Source organism: Iningainema tapete BLCC-T55 (genome assembly GCF_014698965.1).
GTDB classification, from domain to species: domain Bacteria; phylum Cyanobacteriota; class Cyanobacteriia; order Cyanobacteriales; family Nostocaceae; genus Iningainema; species Iningainema tapete.
The window spans coordinates 21,416-39,872 of the sequence record NZ_JACXAE010000049.1 but is presented as its reverse complement, the minus strand read 5'-3'; the positions used below and the strand labels follow the sequence as shown (position 1 = coordinate 39,872).

Annotated in this window: 15 protein-coding genes and 6 pseudogenes; 7 read left to right on the top strand and 14 right to left on the bottom strand. The window is 41.3% G+C overall.

Annotated elements, in window-relative coordinates; all coding sequences use genetic code 11:
- Positions 1 to 119: 119 nt before the first annotated feature.
- Positions 120 to 1,157, top strand: a complete 1,038-nt coding sequence (locus ICL16_RS13560; protein ID WP_190828415.1) for a S66 peptidase family protein — start codon at positions 120 to 122, stop codon at positions 1,155 to 1,157.
- Positions 1,158 to 1,166: 9 nt separating this feature from the next.
- On the opposite strand, the gene ICL16_RS13555 is transcribed toward ICL16_RS13560, so the two are convergent.
- From ICL16_RS13555 to ICL16_RS13520, 8 genes are all read right to left on the bottom strand, one after another.
- Positions 1,167 to 1,751, bottom strand: a complete 585-nt coding sequence (locus ICL16_RS13555) for a TIGR00730 family Rossman fold protein (RefSeq protein ID WP_190828413.1) — start codon at positions 1,749 to 1,751, stop codon at positions 1,167 to 1,169.
- Between the two features lie 77 nt (positions 1,752 to 1,828).
- Positions 1,829 to 2,128, bottom strand: a complete 300-nt coding sequence (locus ICL16_RS13550) for a type II toxin-antitoxin system mRNA interferase toxin, RelE/StbE family (protein WP_190828411.1) — start codon at positions 2,126 to 2,128, stop codon at positions 1,829 to 1,831.
- Entirely contained in the window at positions 2,125 to 2,313 is a 189-nt protein-coding gene (locus ICL16_RS13545; protein WP_190828409.1) for a hypothetical protein, read from the bottom strand. Before ICL16_RS13545 ends, ICL16_RS13550 begins: the two co-directional genes overlap by 4 nt.
- A 65-nt stretch (positions 2,314 to 2,378) precedes the next feature.
- Positions 2,379 to 4,070 (bottom strand): potassium channel family protein, encoded by a 1,692-nt coding sequence (locus tag ICL16_RS13540; RefSeq protein WP_190828407.1) that lies wholly within the window; start codon positions 4,068 to 4,070, stop codon positions 2,379 to 2,381.
- 267 nt (positions 4,071 to 4,337) lie between these two features.
- Complete coding sequence (locus ICL16_RS13535) at positions 4,338 to 5,024, bottom strand: RICIN domain-containing protein (protein WP_190828405.1); 687 nt, start codon at positions 5,022 to 5,024, stop codon at positions 4,338 to 4,340.
- Positions 5,025 to 5,171: 147 nt separating this feature from the next.
- Entirely contained in the window at positions 5,172 to 5,819 is a 648-nt protein-coding gene (locus ICL16_RS13530) for a hypothetical protein (RefSeq protein ID WP_190828403.1), read from the bottom strand.
- A 16-nt stretch (positions 5,820 to 5,835) separates the two neighbouring features.
- On the bottom strand, positions 5,836 to 6,765 hold the full coding sequence (locus ICL16_RS13525) for a CHAT domain-containing protein (RefSeq protein WP_190828401.1): 930 nt from the start codon (positions 6,763 to 6,765) through the stop codon (positions 5,836 to 5,838).
- Between the two features lie 212 nt (positions 6,766 to 6,977).
- The gene (locus tag ICL16_RS13520) at positions 6,978 to 7,805 is read right to left on the bottom strand and encodes a sensor histidine kinase (RefSeq protein WP_190828399.1); all 828 of its coding nucleotides are present in this window, start codon (positions 7,803 to 7,805) and stop codon (positions 6,978 to 6,980) included.
- A gap of 216 nt (positions 7,806 to 8,021) precedes the next feature.
- Here ICL16_RS13520 and ICL16_RS45630 point away from each other — a divergent pair.
- The 4 genes and pseudogenes from ICL16_RS45630 to ICL16_RS13495 all read left to right on the top strand — a co-directional run.
- Positions 8,022 to 8,403: pseudogene (locus ICL16_RS45630) on the top strand (ISAs1 family transposase); the annotation flags it as partial.
- Between the two features lie 470 nt (positions 8,404 to 8,873).
- A complete protein-coding gene (locus tag ICL16_RS45625) occupies positions 8,874 to 9,500 on the top strand; it encodes a hypothetical protein (protein ID WP_238360764.1) in 627 nt (208 codons plus the stop codon).
- A gap of 250 nt (positions 9,501 to 9,750) precedes the next feature.
- Positions 9,751 to 9,942 (top strand): hypothetical protein, encoded by a 192-nt coding sequence (locus tag ICL16_RS45620; RefSeq protein WP_190828640.1) that lies wholly within the window; start codon positions 9,751 to 9,753, stop codon positions 9,940 to 9,942.
- Between the two features lie 849 nt (positions 9,943 to 10,791).
- Positions 10,792 to 12,302: pseudogene (locus ICL16_RS13495) on the top strand (ISKra4 family transposase).
- A gap of 69 nt (positions 12,303 to 12,371) precedes the next feature.
- Here ICL16_RS13495 and ICL16_RS13490 read toward each other — a convergent pair.
- From ICL16_RS13490 to ICL16_RS13480, 3 genes and pseudogenes are all read right to left on the bottom strand, one after another.
- Positions 12,372 to 13,142, bottom strand: a complete 771-nt coding sequence (locus ICL16_RS13490) for a sterol desaturase family protein (protein ID WP_190828396.1) — start codon at positions 13,140 to 13,142, stop codon at positions 12,372 to 12,374.
- A gap of 339 nt (positions 13,143 to 13,481) precedes the next feature.
- Entirely contained in the window at positions 13,482 to 13,685 is a 204-nt protein-coding gene (locus ICL16_RS13485; protein ID WP_190828394.1) for a hypothetical protein, read from the bottom strand.
- A 410-nt stretch (positions 13,686 to 14,095) separates the two neighbouring features.
- Positions 14,096 to 14,434: pseudogene (locus tag ICL16_RS13480) on the bottom strand (ATP-binding protein); the annotation flags it as partial.
- Positions 14,435 to 14,581: 147 nt separating this feature from the next.
- Here ICL16_RS13480 and ICL16_RS13475 point away from each other — a divergent pair.
- Positions 14,582 to 14,829 (top strand): annotated as a pseudogene (locus ICL16_RS13475) (transposase); the annotation flags it as partial.
- 223 nt (positions 14,830 to 15,052) lie between these two features.
- Here the strand turns inward: ICL16_RS13475 and ICL16_RS13470 are convergent.
- From ICL16_RS13470 to ICL16_RS13460, 3 genes and pseudogenes are all read right to left on the bottom strand, one after another.
- Positions 15,053 to 16,129: pseudogene (locus ICL16_RS13470) on the bottom strand (ISKra4 family transposase).
- A 97-nt stretch (positions 16,130 to 16,226) separates the two neighbouring features.
- Positions 16,227 to 16,544: a DMT family transporter gene (locus ICL16_RS13465; protein ID WP_190828392.1), complete on the bottom strand. Its 318-nt coding sequence runs from the start codon at positions 16,542 to 16,544 to the stop codon at positions 16,227 to 16,229.
- Between the two features lie 8 nt (positions 16,545 to 16,552).
- Positions 16,553 to 16,960 (bottom strand): DMT family transporter, encoded by a 408-nt coding sequence (locus ICL16_RS13460; protein ID WP_202895535.1) that lies wholly within the window; start codon positions 16,958 to 16,960, stop codon positions 16,553 to 16,555.
- A 321-nt stretch (positions 16,961 to 17,281) separates the two neighbouring features.
- On the opposite strand from ICL16_RS13460, the pseudogene ICL16_RS13455 reads away from it, so the two are divergent.
- A pseudogene (locus tag ICL16_RS13455) lies at positions 17,282 to 18,370 on the top strand (IS630 family transposase).
- Positions 18,371 to 18,457: the final 87 nt, after the last annotated feature.

Here is an 18,457-nt window from a genome sequence, read left to right as displayed (position 1 = left end):
AGAACGCCTTCGCGCAGCGTCTCCGACAGGAGAAGAAAAGAAAGACTTGTGTTTACAAATCGTTTAGGACTGCTATATTGGTGTTTTTTCGTATATCCAATTAGACCCTCACAATTCAAATGATCCACCGTCGTGACTTGCTTATCAGTTTAGCCGCTACAGCTTCTGTTTTCGCTTCTCCAATTAAGTTGGGGAGAGCCGCGCAAAAACCGCTGTTAAAACCCAAACGTTTGCAGCCTGGATCTGTGGTAGGAATTGTTAGTCCTGCGGGTGCGACATTTGTCAAGGAAAGATTAGATATTGTTGTTGATGCTGTCAAAGGATTGGGGCTTGTTCCCCGCATTGCGCCTCACGTAATGGAACGGTATGGCTATTTGGCAGGCAAAGATAAAGATAGAGCTGCTGATATCAATCAGTTTTTTGGCGATCGCTCGATAGCGGCAATTTTACCTATTCTTGGTGGTTGGGGATGTGCTAGAATTTTACCATATTTGGACTATGAGCGCATCCGTAAAAATCCTAAAATTTTGGTTGGCTTTAGTGATTTAACAGCTTTAACTCTAGGTTTAAATGCTCAGAGTAACTTGGTAACATTTCACGGTCCCAATGGATTAACTTCATGGAATCCCATCCAAACAGAGTATTTTCGCCGCGTATTGTTTGCAGGTGAAACTGTTACCTTTCAAAACCTCAAAGAGGATGCTAACCGTTTGATGCAGGTAAAATATCGCACACAAACCATTACCCCAGGAAAAGCGAAAGGCAAATTGATTGGTGGAAATCTTTCGGTTTTGTCAGCTATTGTTGGTTCTCCTTATTTACCAGATTGCAAAGGTGCTGTTTTATTTTTAGAAGATGTTCGAGAAAATATTTATCGTATCGATCGCATGATGACACATCTGAAAGTTGCAGGTGTACTGGATAAACTTGCTGGCTTTATTTTTGGACAATGTTCTGAATGTTTGCCTGACGCTGATTACGGTTCCCTCACCCTAGAAGAAGTAGTTTGGGATCACATCAAACCATTGGGCATTCCTGCTTGGTACGGTGCGATGATTGGTCATATTGAAACTATACTGACACTACCTATTGGTTTAGAAGTAGAAATAGACGCCAATGCAGCAACTATTCGGATGCTTGAACCTGCTGTGGAATAAGTTAGATTGCTAAGGCTTGACTTCTCGCCCAATCCACTTATCAACTATAATCGGTTGGTAACTGGCAAATAACTCCAGCAAATGTTCCGGATCGGTTGCTTCCAGTACCAAATTGCGAAGGGCTGGTTTCAAGAATTTTTCAGTTACAGCTTGGTCAAATAATTGGAGTAGAGGATCAAAATATCCCTCAACATTTAACAAACCACAAGGTTTATGGTGTAGTACCAACTGCGCCCAAGTTAATATTTCACAAAACTCTTCTAAAGTTCCGTATCCACCAGGAAGGGCAATGAAGCCATCAGCCAATTCTGCCATTTTGGTTTTGCGTTCATGCATGGAGTTAACAACATGAAGCGTGGTGAGTCCTTTATGAGCGATTTCTCTTGCAACAAGGAATTCTGGAATTACTCCAATCACTTCACCACCACCTACCAAAGCTGCATCAGCCACAATGCCCATCAGTCCGACATTGCCTCCTCCATAAACCAAGCCCAATCCTTGGCTCGCTATGATTTTACCAAGAGTCTCGGCAGCTTCTGTGTAAGCAGGTCGAAGACCTTTACTTGAACCACAGAATACACAGATAGATTTCACAATTCAATCTGCCTCCTAGTCGCTGGAGACAGATTAGCACAGAATGTATAATTGCGATCACTGCTATATGAAGTAAATCACTCGAATTGGTTTTGAGGAAAGGTTATTTGCTGCGAACCATGTAAAACTGCTAGAATATCTATTTGCTCAGGCTTAATGTAGTAGATGATGCGGTAGGAGCCTTCGATAACTTCACGAATCTGCTCAGTTTGAAACTCTGGTACAATTCTACCTGACAAAGGAAAAGTGGCAATTTGTTGAGAGCGCTTGGTCAATCGATCAACCATTCTTGCCGCGTACTGGGAAGAGTTTTGCGCGATGTATGTATAAATTGCTGAAAGGTTCTGTAGTGCTGTATCTGTCCAAAAAACTTTCACTCTGCCAATCCAAACCTTTTACGCACTTGCTCCACTGATGTTACTCTACCAGCTTTGCTGTCAGCTAGTCCAGCCTCAACTACCTGCCTGACATAAATTTCATACATTAGATCGTCCCAAGTTGAATTCTCAGGCAACTGATCAATTAGGCGTCGAGCTTCTTCCTTGATGCTTCGGGTTTCCATAAAACTAGCAGTCAATTGAGCATACTCTAATTCTAATCGTACTCAAATTAATTTGACGACTCGCATCAACTCGCCATTAACTGTAAGGGGGCGCTACGCCACAACTGGTATAATCTGTTAGCTGGCATAGTTAGGTATAGTACATCACCTGCACTAAGATTAATTTCCAGTAAATCCCAGCCGTGGATATTTTGAGAATTTGTCTCTACATACAATGGCACAAAGTCAGCAGACATTGCGGCATCTTGAACCCGTTGTTTGCAAAAGGGGTGTGATGGTGTAATCAAAGTGGCAAAAGCTACCCACAAACTATCTGAGGTAATGCCATTACCGAGTATTCTTCCCCCCAGTGCAGCAGCGGCAAAAGCTGGGGCGGCAAGTTCGGCAGGGCATAGTACTGCCTCAAAGTCAAATACCTGTTGCGCCACGCGAGCAAAATCAGGATCTGCATAATGGACAATCACCGATACTTTGGATGTTAATCCTTTGGCTTTAAGGGCAATCTCTATATTAGTGGCATCGTTGCCTGTAACTGCTAACAGTGCTGTAGCAGACTCTAAGTTAACTGTTTTGAGAATGGATGGAAAGGTGGCATCGCCGTGAATGATGGGAATACCTAATCCACGCGCAGTATTAACATATTTGTTGTGAGGATCTCTTTCAATTACTACCACCTCGTGTCCGCTGGCATGGAGTTGCTGAACAATTTTAATACTGATGCCACTTAAACCACAAACGATATAGTGATGGCAATGGGGAACTCGTGCTACATCCCAAAATTGTTTGAAACGAGTTCCCAAGATAAAATCGTTGAGCAAGGCATACCAAATACCAAATGCTGCTGCCCCAACTAACATCATGACAATGGTGAATAATTTAATGCTGATAGGAGCATTTTCTACCACTTTGTCATTACCACCTGCACCAGTAATCATGCCGACGGCAAAATAAAGAGCATCGATCAAGGAAATTTTTAAGTTGGCAGAAGTATAGGCGACTGTGGCAGTTAATAGAATCATCAGTAGCACAACTGCCATTACTACTACTGATTGTGCATGTTGCTGAAACTGGCGTAAATTGCTCAGAACTTTGAGTTGTTTTTTGAGCAAAGATTTACGAGTAGAGCGGATGCGGGGTTGGCTACCAACTATTAAGCGATCGCCTACTTTTAATTTTTGTCCACTCACCACTGCTGTTACCAAATCCATATTACCAGAGGTAGGGAGATAGTAAATAAGCATTCGCGATCGATCATTCCACAAATCACTTAATTTACGATTTTGCCACGGGTGATTTTCATCTATATATACTTCATGAATTGGCCAAGTTTGCTGAAATAACTTGATTTGTCCGATCGCTTGATTTCCCATCGCGGCAAAAGTAAATACTGGTGCAGCCAACCCTGCAACACTCATCGTCAAGTGATTCGGTACAGTTTGATCCAAACGCTCTCCCAAACTGGTATTATAAAAGCGGTTGATAATCCGAATACGCGGATTCAACACCCGCGCTTGCATCATCACTGCCAAATTTTGTTCGTCGTCAATTCCAGCAATCACCAGAGTGTGTGCCTGCTGAATTCCTGCTGCTGTCAAGGTACTAGCTGCATGTACATCGCCAACAATTAGATCCCCCGCTGTTTCCCCAGAAATAGGTTGGTGATGAACTCCGACAACTAACGCCCCCTGTTGTCTCAGCAAACGGAAGACTTTATAACCGGTGCGCCCTAAGCCACAAACAATGATTCGAGGTTTCATGGACAAGCAGCATAATTGAGAGGATGGCTGCATTTTTAAATACATCTCAATATTGTTGCTCAATTACCAGGATATATCTGTAGCTGAAAACACTGTAATTGCTAATTAGATGCCCTAAATGATTAATTATCTATAGATTCTTGCCCAAAGCAGTAAGAATCTTAACAGGTTTCAGATATTTACACGTAACTATTTACATTTCGAGTAATGGAGAGTGCGATCGCGCTGGGATAGGGAAAAATATAATGTTGGTCGCTATTGCTCTACCTATATTGTACTTTCCAGGCTCCACTTTTGGTCAGTGGGTGAACCATTGTCAGCATTACGTCCAGACACTTCGCAATCCCAAAGTTGTAATTGATCGCCATTAACTTGACCTGAGGCACCTGCGACATCAATGCATTTTCCCGATAATAAGTTTCTTATGAACATTCCACTTGTTTGTGGATGTTTATTTAGCGTATTATTCCTATCTAATAGGTCTTGCTGCTTCTGTGATGTAAAATAATAAATTAATCCTCCTCCCAAAGCGACTATAAGGCATGTAACTATTATAATATTACTTATACCTCTATTAAAAACAGAACCATTTGTTGAAGTTAAATTTTGAGTTTGAGAATTAGTTGGAGGATGATGGCTAAGCTTTTGATTACAATTGAGTTTGACTGCAATTTCTTCTAAAATAGCTACACTAGTTTCTGACTTACGAAAAATCGGGAGTAATTCGTCACAACAAAGTTTACAAAGAGATTTTCTATTACTAATTTCATTTAAATGGTTAATTAGCTGTATAACAAAGTCAGAATCTGAAGAATCCCTGATAAACCAAAGTCGTCTGGGATCTATTCCAATTCTCATACACAGTGCTTCTCGTGTTCTTAATTGTTGGCTACGGAGCACTATTTTTGTTAAATTTTCTATATCAAGTTCGTCCAGAAAGAATTGAGTTGACATCTTTTCACTCCTGCTCCTACTGAAAATTAAGTTTTAATTTAATCTTTTCTAAATTACATAAGATTGCATGAGCGCACTCGCTTGCACATTTTTTTAGTAGTTTTGGTATGTCTTACCCAAAAATATCACTAATCATTTAGAATTCAATTATTTGCATATCAATCTACCATCTTGGTTTTCAATACCATCTCTACATTGCTCGAAATTTAAAGTACTTTGTTTTAGTTGACCCTGGCGATCGTAACATTTAGCCGTCAAAAAACTGTTTTTTACAGAAATATCTGGACAAGTATGTTGGTAACTTCCTAATGGAGCTTGCTGCTTCTGTGATGTAAAATAGTAAACTAATCCTCCGCCAAGACCGACTATAAGACCTGAGATGATTATGAGATTACTTAGACTTTTTCCAAACATGTAACCTGGAAAAATTTGAGTTGGAGTTGGAGTTTGATGTTGAGAACTATTGACATGAGCGTGGCTAAGCTTTTGCTGACAATTAAGTTTAACGGCAATCTCTTCTAAAATAGCTGCACTAGTTTCTGAATTACGGAAAATAGGCAGTAGTTCTTCACAACAAAGTTTACACAGAGATTCTTTGTTACTCACTTCGTTTAAGTGGTTAATTAGCTGTATAACAAAATCAGAATCTGAAGAATCCCTGATAAACCAAAGTCGTCTGGGATCTACTCCAATTCTCATACACAGTGCTTCTCGTGTTCTTACTTGTTGACTACGAAGCACTATTTTTGCTAATTTTTCTATATCAAGTTCGTCGAGAAAGAATTGAGTTGACATCTTTTCACTCCTGATACTACTGACAATTGAGTTTGAATTTAATCTTTTCTAAATCATTGGCGTACCTACCGCTTTTAAAAATAACTTCGAGTTCTTTACAAATTTTACAAAGAGCTTTTATGTCATCAATACTATGCAAATAGTCAATTATCTGTAAAGCAAAGTCATTGACGGTAGATTCTCTGATAAATCCAAGTTGATTTGGATCAATGCCAATCTTTTTACACAGTGCTGTACGTGCGGAATATTCTGCCCGTCCACTACGGCTTAAGAGTTTTGCGAGTATTTCGATCTCAGTGTCATTTAGTATTTGAGATTCCTCAGACACAGGTTCATTCAGAACTTGCTGTTGAGGTAAAGTAATATTAATATTATCATCAATATTTGCTTTCTCTGTTAAAATTGGGGTTAGTTGCTCTGAAATACCAGCTAACTGAATTGCCGTACAACCAAATTTGTAGGCAAATTTAACCGGACGCCCTGCTCCTATAGCATCGTAAAAACCCACGGCAAATTCAATAGCAGCTCTGTCTCCAATCGCCTTTTTCATGCCAATCACATACTTAATGTGTCGAGCGATCGCACTTGCCTGCACCTGAGAGTAACAACCGTTAAGAACAACACACTCTATCTGTTCAGCAAACAGTTCAAATAGTCGCGCTAGAGCTTCTCCATCAATTAGCTTTACCGAACCTGTTTCATCTTCAAATACTAAACCCTCATCTCCCGCCCCATGCCCAGAAAAATGAATAATCTGCGGATTAATATCCAGCATCGCCCGCTGAATATCTCTTGGGCGCACTGCCCATCTCTGTTCTAAGATAAACTGATCGCGATTTTTAGCTCGCTCTAGCAGCCCAGCATAAATTTCACGCACCTCCTCATCTAATCGCAGTGGTGTTGTACCTTTAGGGTTTGCTGCTAAAATTAGGATTTTTTGCGGCATAAATTTACTCCAATTGTATTAATTGGAAAAGTTTTTTTCTGTATGTTGTTTTGACATTCATATGATCAATTGTCATATGGATAAAGCTACAAAAGCAAAAATGGCGTTTCCGAAAAAAAACATCAGCACGCATTCATAACTTATTTATATAGCAATCCTAAATCAGGAACACCAAGAAATCTGGGTTTCTGGCTTATAGCCCACTTTGTCAATCAAATAGTAATCTCAAACTCTGCGCCTTGCCCTGGGCAAGAGTTCACGTTTATGGTTCCGCCATGTTGCTCGACAATTATTTGACGCACAATTGCTAACCCCAATCCCGTACCTTTACTTACAGTTTTGGTAGTGTATAAATAATCAAAAATTTTTTGCTTTACCTCGTCAGACATACTTACACCATTATCTCGGATGCGAATGACTACATGCTCACCATCAGAAGATAAAGCTGTCTGAATCGTAATACAATTTGGTCGGGCTTGAATTTGTGCAAAGGTAAGTCCTTGATTTGACTCTTCTATTGCATCAATTGCATTTGCTAACAAATTCATGAACACCTGATTAAGTTGCCCAGGGAAGCATTCCACAGCAGGTAACTTACCGTAATCTTTGACGACTTCAATTGCCGGACGATTTTCATTCGCTTTGAGACGGTGTTTCAGAATCATTAACGTGCTATCAATACCTTCGTGAATGTTAAAAGATACTTTTCTCACAGTGTCTGCCCGTGAAAATGTGCGCAAGCTAGTACTGATACTACGTATGCGATTAACACCTTCTCTCATTGAAGAAATTAACTTTGGCAAATCAGAGCGCAGATACTCTAAATCCATTGCCTCAATCTCATTTTTAATTGCTATACTAGGATTAGGTAAATCTTGCTGGTAAAGATCGATCAACCCAAATAAACTTTGCACGTAATCTAGGGCTGGTTGTATATTGCCTGTGAGAAAACCAACCGGGTTATTGATTTCGTGTGCTACTCCAGCTACCAGGGTAAGCTCATCTAAATTTGTATAAAATATCCTTGACCAATAAGACATTGTAGGGATAAGTAAATTTAGATGAAATGTACTTGACGGCTGAGTAAGATCAGAGGGATGACAACAATACCGTAATTCAAAATCTCCAGGAATATGTCTCAGGGCTTTGAAATTAAATCTGAGAATGGGAAAAAAAGTGCTTCCACTGTGAAAAAACCAACAGTTGTAGCAGAAATCGCAGCTATTCAACAGAGGTCCGTGTGCGTCATCTCACCGAATAAAACTACCCGTGAAGTTCAGTTTTATTTAACTTCTTTACGAGCGTGATGCTCAACTTTTAGGTCGGGCGATCAGAAAACATTGGAGCATTGAAAACGAAGCTCATTGGACTCAAGACGTCACTTTTAATGAAGATGCTTGTCGCATTCGCTCCGAACATAGTCCGACGCTCGAAGACTCGCTAACGCTACGCTATCGTAATTTTGCACTCCTTCGACGCTTCGCTCTCAATACCCTTAACCGAGAACAGACCTACAAACGTAGTCTGCGACAAAAAAGTAAACGGGCAGCTATGGATGATGATTATATGATTCAAGTTCTCAGTTCAAGTTTCATTGATCTGACAATAGATTCTTCTGATTCCTTATGTCAAGCCTAATTGAGATGCTCTTACCCTGCGTCTCAAAGGGGAACAAGGGAAACCAGAAATCAAACCCCAGCAGCCCAGAGAGAATAAAAACAATCACTCCTCGGAGAAAGAACGAAAAACTCCAAAAAATCATGAGAAAGCCAAGAAAAACGAAAGCATTAAAATAGACCGCCAGGAAATTATCAAATATCCCCAAGAAAAACTACCAGTTGATGCACAGTTCAAAGGTTACGTTCGCGAAGCGTCTCGAAGAGAAGAAGTTGTAGTTCAAGACATCAAACTCAGTACCGACAACGTTTTATTCCGCAAGGAGAAATACTACTCACCCACATAAGGAAAAACTTACTTGGCAGAACTACCATTTGGGTACGAGGGGGAATTTGGTCCGGGAATAAAAGCTTTGGTCATCAGCCTATACTATGGCAGCAACATGACGATGCGGCAAATTACTAGAATTTCTGGGTGATATTGGTATTTCCATGTCGGCAGGTTATTTATCCAACTTGTTGATTAAAAACCATGAAGATTTTCACACGGAGAAAAGTGAAATTTACGAAGCAGGACTTGCCAGTAGCCCCTGGCAGCACTTTGACCAAACAAGTGCCCGTGTTGCTGGGGTCAACTACACCACTAATATAGTGTGCAACCCGATTTATACGGTGTACTTCACGACTGAGAAGAAAGACAGGTTGACTGTTCTCAAAGGATTACAAAATGAGCCAGAACTTGAGTTTCTTCTCAATCCACTCACATATGACTTACTGGAGTGTTTCCAAATTCCCCAGAAAATTCAGAAGTCTTTGAAACTATTACCTCAAGAAACTGCAATCAGTGAATTAGAGTTTAATACTCTACTCGATCACCATCTACCCAACCTCGGTTCTCAACAACGTACCCGTATCTTGTCAGCAGCAGCAATTGCTTTTTACCATCATCAAACCGATTGGCCAGTGGTGCAAGCTCTTGTGTGTGATGATGCTCCTCAATTCAAATTACTGACGACTGAATTGGCTTTGTGTTGGGATCATGTTGGGCGACACTACAAAAAGTTGAGTCCTGTGGTGGCTTATCATCAAAAGCTTTTAGATCAGTTTCTTAAGACATAGCTGGGATTACTACCGCTTTCTTACTGGCTTATAGAGACGCCCCAAGCGATGAAGCCGCACAGAAACTGCGGTCTGAGTTTTGGGACATTTTCGTCACTAAAAGTGGTTATGAGGAGTTGGATAAACGAAAACGATTAACAGCAGCAAAAATGGAGGAGTTGCTATTAGTCTTGGAGCATCCCGAACTTCCATTACATAATAATCCTGCTGAACTCGGAGCCAGGACAATGGTGCAGCACCTGTATTAGCTATGGCACTCAAACCTCAGATGGAACCAAGGCTTGGGATACTTTTATGTCCCTTGTTGCTACGACTCGTAAGTTGGGGATTAGTTTTTTCGAGTATGTGCGATCTGCGCATCACTCAATCTAGAAATATTGAGTCCCTAGCTACTACGATTCACTACACAGCTACTCTTAATCCTCTAGGTTGGTCTTGGTAAACCGAGTCACTGCCTCCCCCAGATTATTGAGCCGATACAATCAACTTTTATTAATCATATGCATAATCGTTTTACTGCTTAATTGTCCCAAATAACTTATTTATTGTGTATACATATATCCTTTTTGGTGTCAATATATATTAACAAAATTTAAATGCGTTTGCCCTAGTAAGTTCTGGTTACGAAATCATGCAGAAATTATGTTGCACGCGGGCGTGTCAATGGACTGCTCTTAATTGGAATAATTTCTGCAATTCTATGTTGACTTGTTTCATTTTTCCAGCCACGGCTAGCTAAAAATTTTACCACTACCGCCGTTTCTGTAGAAAATTTGTCTTAATCAACACCCGTCAACAGGGCATTTTCTGCTGACCATTTATACTTGTCAAAGGTCAAATTCTTATCCAGAAGACTTTTTAGATGCACTCACCTAGAACTGCTGTAGTGTTTTCACGGTAATCACATGTTCAAAATATTATTATGTTACTGAATTCGTCCGGGAAGCGATCGCCCTTTTTTATTTGTGTTCACTTTTTCGCGTTGCTCCTCAGGCGTATCCAATACATCGTTTTTCCGGGGTCGGGTAACATTGGGGTGTCACCACCCCGCAGTCCCCTAAGAACCGGACTTGACAGTTATCCCATCATCCGGCTCAAGCTCCCGTGGACAAGTATCAAGGAACTGAAGTCAACTACTTTGAGCTAACCAATCGATTTGGGTGCGGCTCTTTTGAGGTAACAATTTGTAACGAGATTAGAGGCATTTGGTAAATATTTCTGTTGTGTAGCAGCAAAAAGAAGGGGTTGATGAATAGGCTTGGAGATAAGTCAGTGAAACCTCGTAAATGCTATGACTACTCCGCCGACAAATGTAATTGAAAAAGATGTGTTTGAGAGTGCCAACCAACAGTACGAAAGTGTGTTGAAGACCTGGTCGCTCGTTGGAATGCCAGAGTATGGAACATGGAGAAGTAGAAGCGTTTGTGCAAAATGTTGGAACAGAACTGCTCTCGAAGATTGTTGCAAGGACATCTAGATTTACGAGCGGTCAACGAAGTAGCGCAGACGGATGTGCTGGGTACAGATGGACAAAAGCGTCCGCATCGTCGCCAGAAATGTCAACGCTCGTTAGAAACGCTGTTTGTTTAAGTGGTAGTGACTCGGTTAGGGTATAGTACCAAACAGTTGGGGGTGAGTGCGCTCTATTCAAAAGACGGCAAGTTGAACCAGGCAGTGGATCAATATTCAGATGGAGTGCGACGGCTGGTAGCAGTTGAAGCCGCGAAGGTATCATTTACAGAAACGAGCACGACAATCAGGGAAACCACAGGTGCGCAGGTGGGGAAACGGCAATGCGAAGAACTGACGGTGAAAGTTGCCCAGGATTTTGCTGACTTCTACGCCCAACGGCAGCTTGAGGGTGGCGAATCGAGTCAGGATTTGTTGGTGCTCACCACCGATGGCAAAGGGATTGTCATGCATCAGCAGGATTTGCGCGAGGCAACAGCCAAAGCAGCGCAGTCTGCCAAAGGGAGTAAGACCCGCTTAAGTCCAGGGGAGAAACGGCAACGAAAGCGAATGGCGACGGTAGCATCCGTGTATAGTACCCCCCGCTTTGAGCGAGAAGCAGAAGATATCATTGGCGACCACACAGAGCCGACTGAGCGTCCTGCTATGATCAACAAGCGGGTTTGGGCTAGTGTGCGGCAGGATGCTCAGACAGTAATTACCAGTGCCTTTGAAGAAGCATCCCACCGAGATCCAGAGCATTTGCGGGAGTGGGTAGTGCTGGTTGATGGCGAGGAACGTCAGTTGGACTACATCAAAGCTGCAGCTCGACAATTCAACGTGGAGGTGACGATTGTGCTTGACTTCATTCATGTGTTGGAATATCTCTGGAAAGCTGGTTTTTGCTTCCTCTCTCCTGGTAGTGATGCCGCAGAAACTTGGGTCAAGGAGCGGGCGATCGCGCCTCTTGCAAGGCAAAGCTAGTGATGTTGCTGCAGGCATCCGACGCAGTGCTACCTTACAAAACCTCTCTACCAAAGAGCGTGAAAATGCTGATAAATGTGCCAACTATCTGTTGAAATATAGCTCTTATCTCCACGATGACCATTACCTTGCTCAAGGCTATCCGATTCCACGGGAGTCATTGAAGGAGCCTGTCGTCGTTTGATCTGTGACCGCATGGATATTACTGGGACACGCTGGCGAATTGACCGAGCTGAAGCTGTGCTCCAAATTCGTACCCTCAGAGCCAGTGGCGACTTCTCCGAGTATTGGCACTTTCATAAATTGCAGGAGTTCAAGCGTAATCATGTCAGTAAGTTTCAAGATCCACAGAGGTTATTAGCTGCTTAATCCGTCGTTCTAAAAGAGCCGCACCCAATCGATTTCCCTCTGACGATATATGCGGTAGCCTAAGCTCCATTAAACACCCACAATTGTCTTTACCGTTACTGATTCATCATCTAATTCATCATCCAATCTATTTTCATGTTTTTTTAGATCAAAGTTTTCTGGAGACACGTAGGTTCCAAATAATCGGTCAATGAAAGTAAACATAAAGCTCAAATTTCTTCCCTTTGTATCAAAATGATGCAAAGTGTGAACACGGGGCGTGACATAAATCCATTCCAATATTCCTAACCAGGAGTCCCATTTTACATTGAGGTGTGCCCAAATATTATGAACCACCTGATGCACTGTCACTACAGCCATGACTTCTGAGGGAATGTCCAGCAGTGGAAACCAAAAAAATGTAAAATAGTATAAAAGTCCGCCAGTAAAGCTTTCTTTTGGTCCACTCAGCCACCATAATTGCTTTGTTGAATGATGCCATTTGTGGGTCAACCAGACAAACGGATTAATATGCATCGTCCTGTGTAACAGATAGTAGCTAAAGTCCTGCAATATATACGCGGTGATAAGCCTTAGCCACAGAGGTACAGACATTACTCCTGCAAAAACTGCAGACTCTCCAATAAATAGAGAAGTCAATAGTTTCATAATTACTACAGAAACGTATGCATAAATAATAGTAAAGACGATTGTTATTCCTATCGCTCCCAATTCCTTAAGGAATTTAGCTTTGTATTTAATCTGATGTAAAGGAGAGCGAATTTCCCAAAGCCAGAATACTGAAACTGTAAGAAAAACTACAGACCATCCTATTAATTGCATTAATATTGTATGTATCATTGATACCCTTAATGTAGATTAGCTAAGTAGGCGTTGCATAATGGCGGTATGAATCATTGCGGAACTGGATGTGACAGTCCAAGGTGCGGAATGTGGGATCAAAATTTCGGCGGCTCCAGAAAACCGCTGTGGATGAATCAAGACAAATATTTATCTAGCAGTTTAACATCCATTGGCGGACACAGGCTTATTTTGCTCACCCGGTACTACCTCGACCTCAGCTAGATATTTCGGTTCTTCGTTCTCGGGTTCATCACCCAGCGTCTTATTGGGAGATACAGGGTTTTCCATTAAATAGTAAGTTCCTGGGGTTTTAGCCATCACTAATACATCCCTTCTTTATCCTGGCTCAAATTCAATTGCTGCCTTAGGTTTCAGATGGAGAGCATCTTCACTCAAAGACAAACCATCGACTGCAATTTCATACAACTCAGGTAGTTTATCAGAATTGTAATTTCCATCAGCATCTCTCAAACGAGCATTTAATGATTCGCGTACACCTCCATAAATAAACCGCCAGCGCTGTAATTCACCTGTTTTCAAACTAATTTTAGGAAAGTCCTGACCATTAATACTACTACATCTGTGTAAATTTTTCCATTTGCCAAAACCAAAAGCATCTTGAAAATCTTATACTTTATACATTAGTACGACCCGTTAGCCCTGTCAAGGTGACTTTTTGGCGGCTAAAAGCCTTGCAGTCGCAACGTGTCGATTATTTAGCAGTTAATGTGGTTTCAAAAATGCCTTGTTTGCGGTTTGAAGCGTTCTTGTTTGCAGTTCGCTACACTTAACCGAGAACAGACTTACAAACGTAGTCTGCGACAAAAAAGTAAACGGGCTGCTATGGATGATGACTATATGATTCAAGTTCTTAGTTCAAGTTTTCTTGATTTAAGATTAGATTCTTCTCACCTCTTGTGTCAAGCCTACTTGAGATGCTCTTACCCTGGGTTTTGTAGTGCTGTGCCCGAAAGTTCACTCACAGGTGGTTGCTTACCAATAATACGTTCTAGTTCGGGTATTACTTCTATAATTACTTGTGCATTCTCGCCCAAAGCAGTCAGAATTTTGGACTTCCATTGTTTTAGTTGAGCATCAGTTTCACTCAGCAGTTGCCCGATTAAATAGCGAAAGGCTTGTACAAAGGCAAAGAAGGGAATATTGCGCTGGAACTGATCGAACTTACCTTTGATAAAATAACCTCGTTGCCGTACAATTGGTTTGTGGACTTCGTTAACCACTGCTGTTTTGCCAATACCGGATGAACCAGCAACGAGCATCATTTCTATGTTGGATTTTGGCTCTTTCCCAGGCAGGAGCTTGGTAATGCAGATTTTGGATTGGGTAAGAGGGTGTTTGAAAAGTCGATCAGTTTGTAAAAAAGCTCTCTCGGTATACGCGCTCGTATAGATCATAGACAGCACCGAGAGAGGAACATGAGTAAAGCATACCCCAGCAACCTGACCCGTGCACAATATGAATTTCTGAGTGACATGATTCGGTGAACCCAAACCCGGTGGTCGTAAGCGAGAAGTCGATATGTGGGAAGTTTTGAACGCCATCTTCTATATCCTAGTAGAAGGAGTGAGATGGCGAGTTAGCCCTTGAGACTTTCCCCCTTGGCAGACTGTGTACACACAATTGCAACTGGCGCAAAGACGGGACGTGGTTATACATTCACGAGAGTGATAATTATAACCTGAACTCAGGACAAGCTAAGTTTCTGGGCAGAATAGATAAGCTATGATTATACAGGGATACCCACTAAGGAGCCGGGAATGTCTGCCATTGCAATTTGAAGTTTTCTTCATCTTAATGATTTAGGATTGCTATAGTTATAAATCTTCCCGCCCACCGACTTAATTCTCATAATCAAAGGAAGTTAAGGGGAGCATCCCAGTTTTTATTTAGCGAGCAAAGATTAATCCATTAAGATAGGCACAACTTCGGAGCCATAACCTGAGGAACATTCTCAACATTCCATTGTGCGCTCCTAATTTGAGTTCGACGGTCAATTTGTTTGACAGTAGATTCAATTGCGCCAGATCCAATAGAACAAATTTGCTCAGCTTGATAATACTGGTAATTGACAATACGGTGTCGATGTTTCTCAAGGTAAGTACAGAAGTTCTGTGCAAGCTTTACGTGTACAGTCGGCGAAGCACGTGATCGCTTCATCAACACGTCCTTGCCAGAGATGCTGTTTGGCAGCGTTTATCCAATGCAATTGAACCACCAACCTTATAGAGATTTTCCATGCCTATGGAACCAGTCAAGAACTTCACGTCGCTCTATTACGTCGGTAAATTCGCGAACAATGTTCCAAACTCCATCATGTCCATCCCCAATACACGTGAGAATTGGAGCCAAAGCTTGGTGGTTCACCCAATCAATCAGCAGATCATTTTGTTGAAATGACGCTGACAAGTGCAGGCAAGTCATGTAAACGTACAGCTTTATAGCCTTTCCACTCAGATGGTTTTCCAGTTGCTGTACGGATCCGGATATTCCCCCCGTCAACACTCAATTCCTCAACCGTTGATTCCACCTGCGGGAGTTCAAAATTTTGACGGTGTACCAGTCGCTGTTGTACACTTTTGGAGACTTCTATTCCAGTTGCATATTTTACATCTACGGCACGCACGTTCGTATGATACCGTAGCACTTGCTCTCAAGCAACATGCTTCTAGATATGGACTTAATTGACTATGGGGTTTAAGTTCGGTGCTTTTGCGCTTGAGAACTTTTTATGGGCAATCTCCCAATGATACTTTTTACTTCTCGTTTGCGTCCTGTGCTTTCTCCTGTGACATTTTCGATAAAAAAACCCCGACAGTAGGCATTACATGTTCTTGCATTTGACTGCGTACTACTTCTTCTATCTTCCCTAAACTTGTTAGTTCCTCCACTGGGGCATTTTTATAGAGTATTTTAGCGATCGCACGAGCGTGTTCGATTACAAGTTGGTTTTCTTCTTCAGTCATAACGGCTCCTATGGACGCGGTCACGTGGGTTACTCCCTTACCAACTCAAACTTTATTTACTTTTTTTGGAAGAATAAAAACTGGGATGCTCCCGAAGTTAAGGAACTAACTCCAAAATAATCACGCCTACTGCGATCATACCAATTGACACTGCTTTTATAAGACCTATCGGCTCCTTCAAAGCTATAACTCCTATAATTGATACCGCTACTGTTCCCACACCTCCCCAAATTGCATAAGCTACACTCAATTCTATTGTTTTCAGAGCAAGTGAGAAAAAATAGAAACACGTACCGTAAAACACAAATACAAAAACCGAAGGCAATTTTTTTGTAAAACCCTCTGATAGCTTCATACAGGTGCTACCCGCTAATTCTAGGATTATTGATAATGACAAGTAAAACCAGCCAAGCATCTTCTCTATTAACCTTTTTCTACTAATGTTACAGATGCACTATCTTTCTCGTCCTGTTCTACAAGCTCATTCTCGTCCTGTTCTACAAGCTCATTTTTACTAGATAATTTTAATGCAATGACTCCTATTACTATCAGAGAAATTCCTCCTAACTTTGCCAAGCTTGCTGGCTCATCTAACCACAAAAAACTTATAGTTGTTATTCCAACTGTTCCCAACCCTGCCCAAATTCCATAAACCATACTCAAGTTGAGCTTTTTCAAAGCAAGTGAAATAATGGTAAAGGATAGAATATAGAAGAGGAATACAAATATAGAAGGCAGCATGTCAGTTAAGCCTTTTGATAATTTCAAGCAAGTAGCACCAGCTACTTCCAAAACAGCTGCTAAAAATACATATATCCAACTAATAATCATATGTTCTTCTGCTTACAATTAATCTCCTGCTTAGAATCGAACTGTAACTCGTAACACTCAAAAATGTCAGTAATTGCAGACATGTTTATCCTTGGGCATTGAGTTTAGTCAACGCAATAATCAGGGTTTCATGCGGTGTTTAGGATTTTACGCGGCGTTTTTGGAATGGATCACCTCACTGGGACTTTTAAAACATCCTCTAACACAGTAACACAGAATTACTGAATTAATTACACAATTATTTTCTTATAGGACTCCTATTTGATTTTTGAACAAGACTACGAGATAATACGGCTAGGGAAACAAGTGTAACAGGAAACTATGAGAAGTCAGGGTCGGCAAACTATCACAGTCCCAGAGGTAGTATCACGGCAAGAGATGTCAGAGAAAGATGCTCAAAGGGCGATCGCCGAACTACAAAATTTTATAGCCGTAAGACCAGATGGGCGTGAGGTAAGAAAAGCGTTGGCAGTAAAGCTGGTTTATCAAGGATACTTATATGATGAAATTCAAACAATATTAGACGTATCACGAGGGTCAATAACAGGTTGGAAGCAAGCCTACGAGGAAAATGGAATTGACGGACTGCGGTTGAACTATCAAGGAAGAAAGAGCCACCTTTCATACGAGCAACGAGAAGAAGTTTTAAGTTGGCTGCAAACGAAGGATACCTGGGAGCTTGGCGAACTAGAATATAAGCTAGCTTTTGACTATGACGTGGTTTATCAATCAAAACAAAGCTACTATGCCATATTTGAAGAAGCAGGAATCAGTTGGAAGAAAACAACAAAATTGAATCCTAAAGCCAATCCAGATGCAGTTGCAGAAAAAAAAAGAGATTGAAGCATTGTTGGCAAACCACCGCTTTGAAATCGAAACAGGAAAGCTGAGAGTTTTCCTCATTGATGAATGTCATTTGATGTGGGGAGATTTGAATGGCTATATCTGGGGGAAAACTGACACTGAAATTACAGTACGAGCGCGTAAATGAGCGAGAAAAACAGACATATTAAGGAGCAGTTGACTATCTTCAAGGAGAATTGCTTTTGAAAGCATATGATGGAGGAAACTCAGAAAATACTATCAATTACCTGCGGTATTTGCTCACTCAATCCCCCAACCAACGATTGCTGATTTTCTGGGATGGCGCTACTTATCACCGTTCCAAAGAAGTTCGAGCTTTCTTAGAGGAGGTAAATCTTGGTTTACCAACCGAGCAATGTATAAGTTCCCTGCGTCCGCTTTGCTCCCAATTGCCCGGAACAAAATCCCATCGAAGATATTTGGTTACAAGCTAAAACACGGGTTCGACGTTTCTGTGCATTGATTCCTTCATTCTCCCACTTAAAGTGGATGTTTGAATGGTTTATTCGACACACCACCTTTGATTTTGCTACCCTTCAGAAGTAGGTCGTATGTTCAAAACTCAAATAGGATTCCTATAGTTGTCATAGCCTAAAATTACCTCCCCATATTTATATAAGCATATTTTTTTCA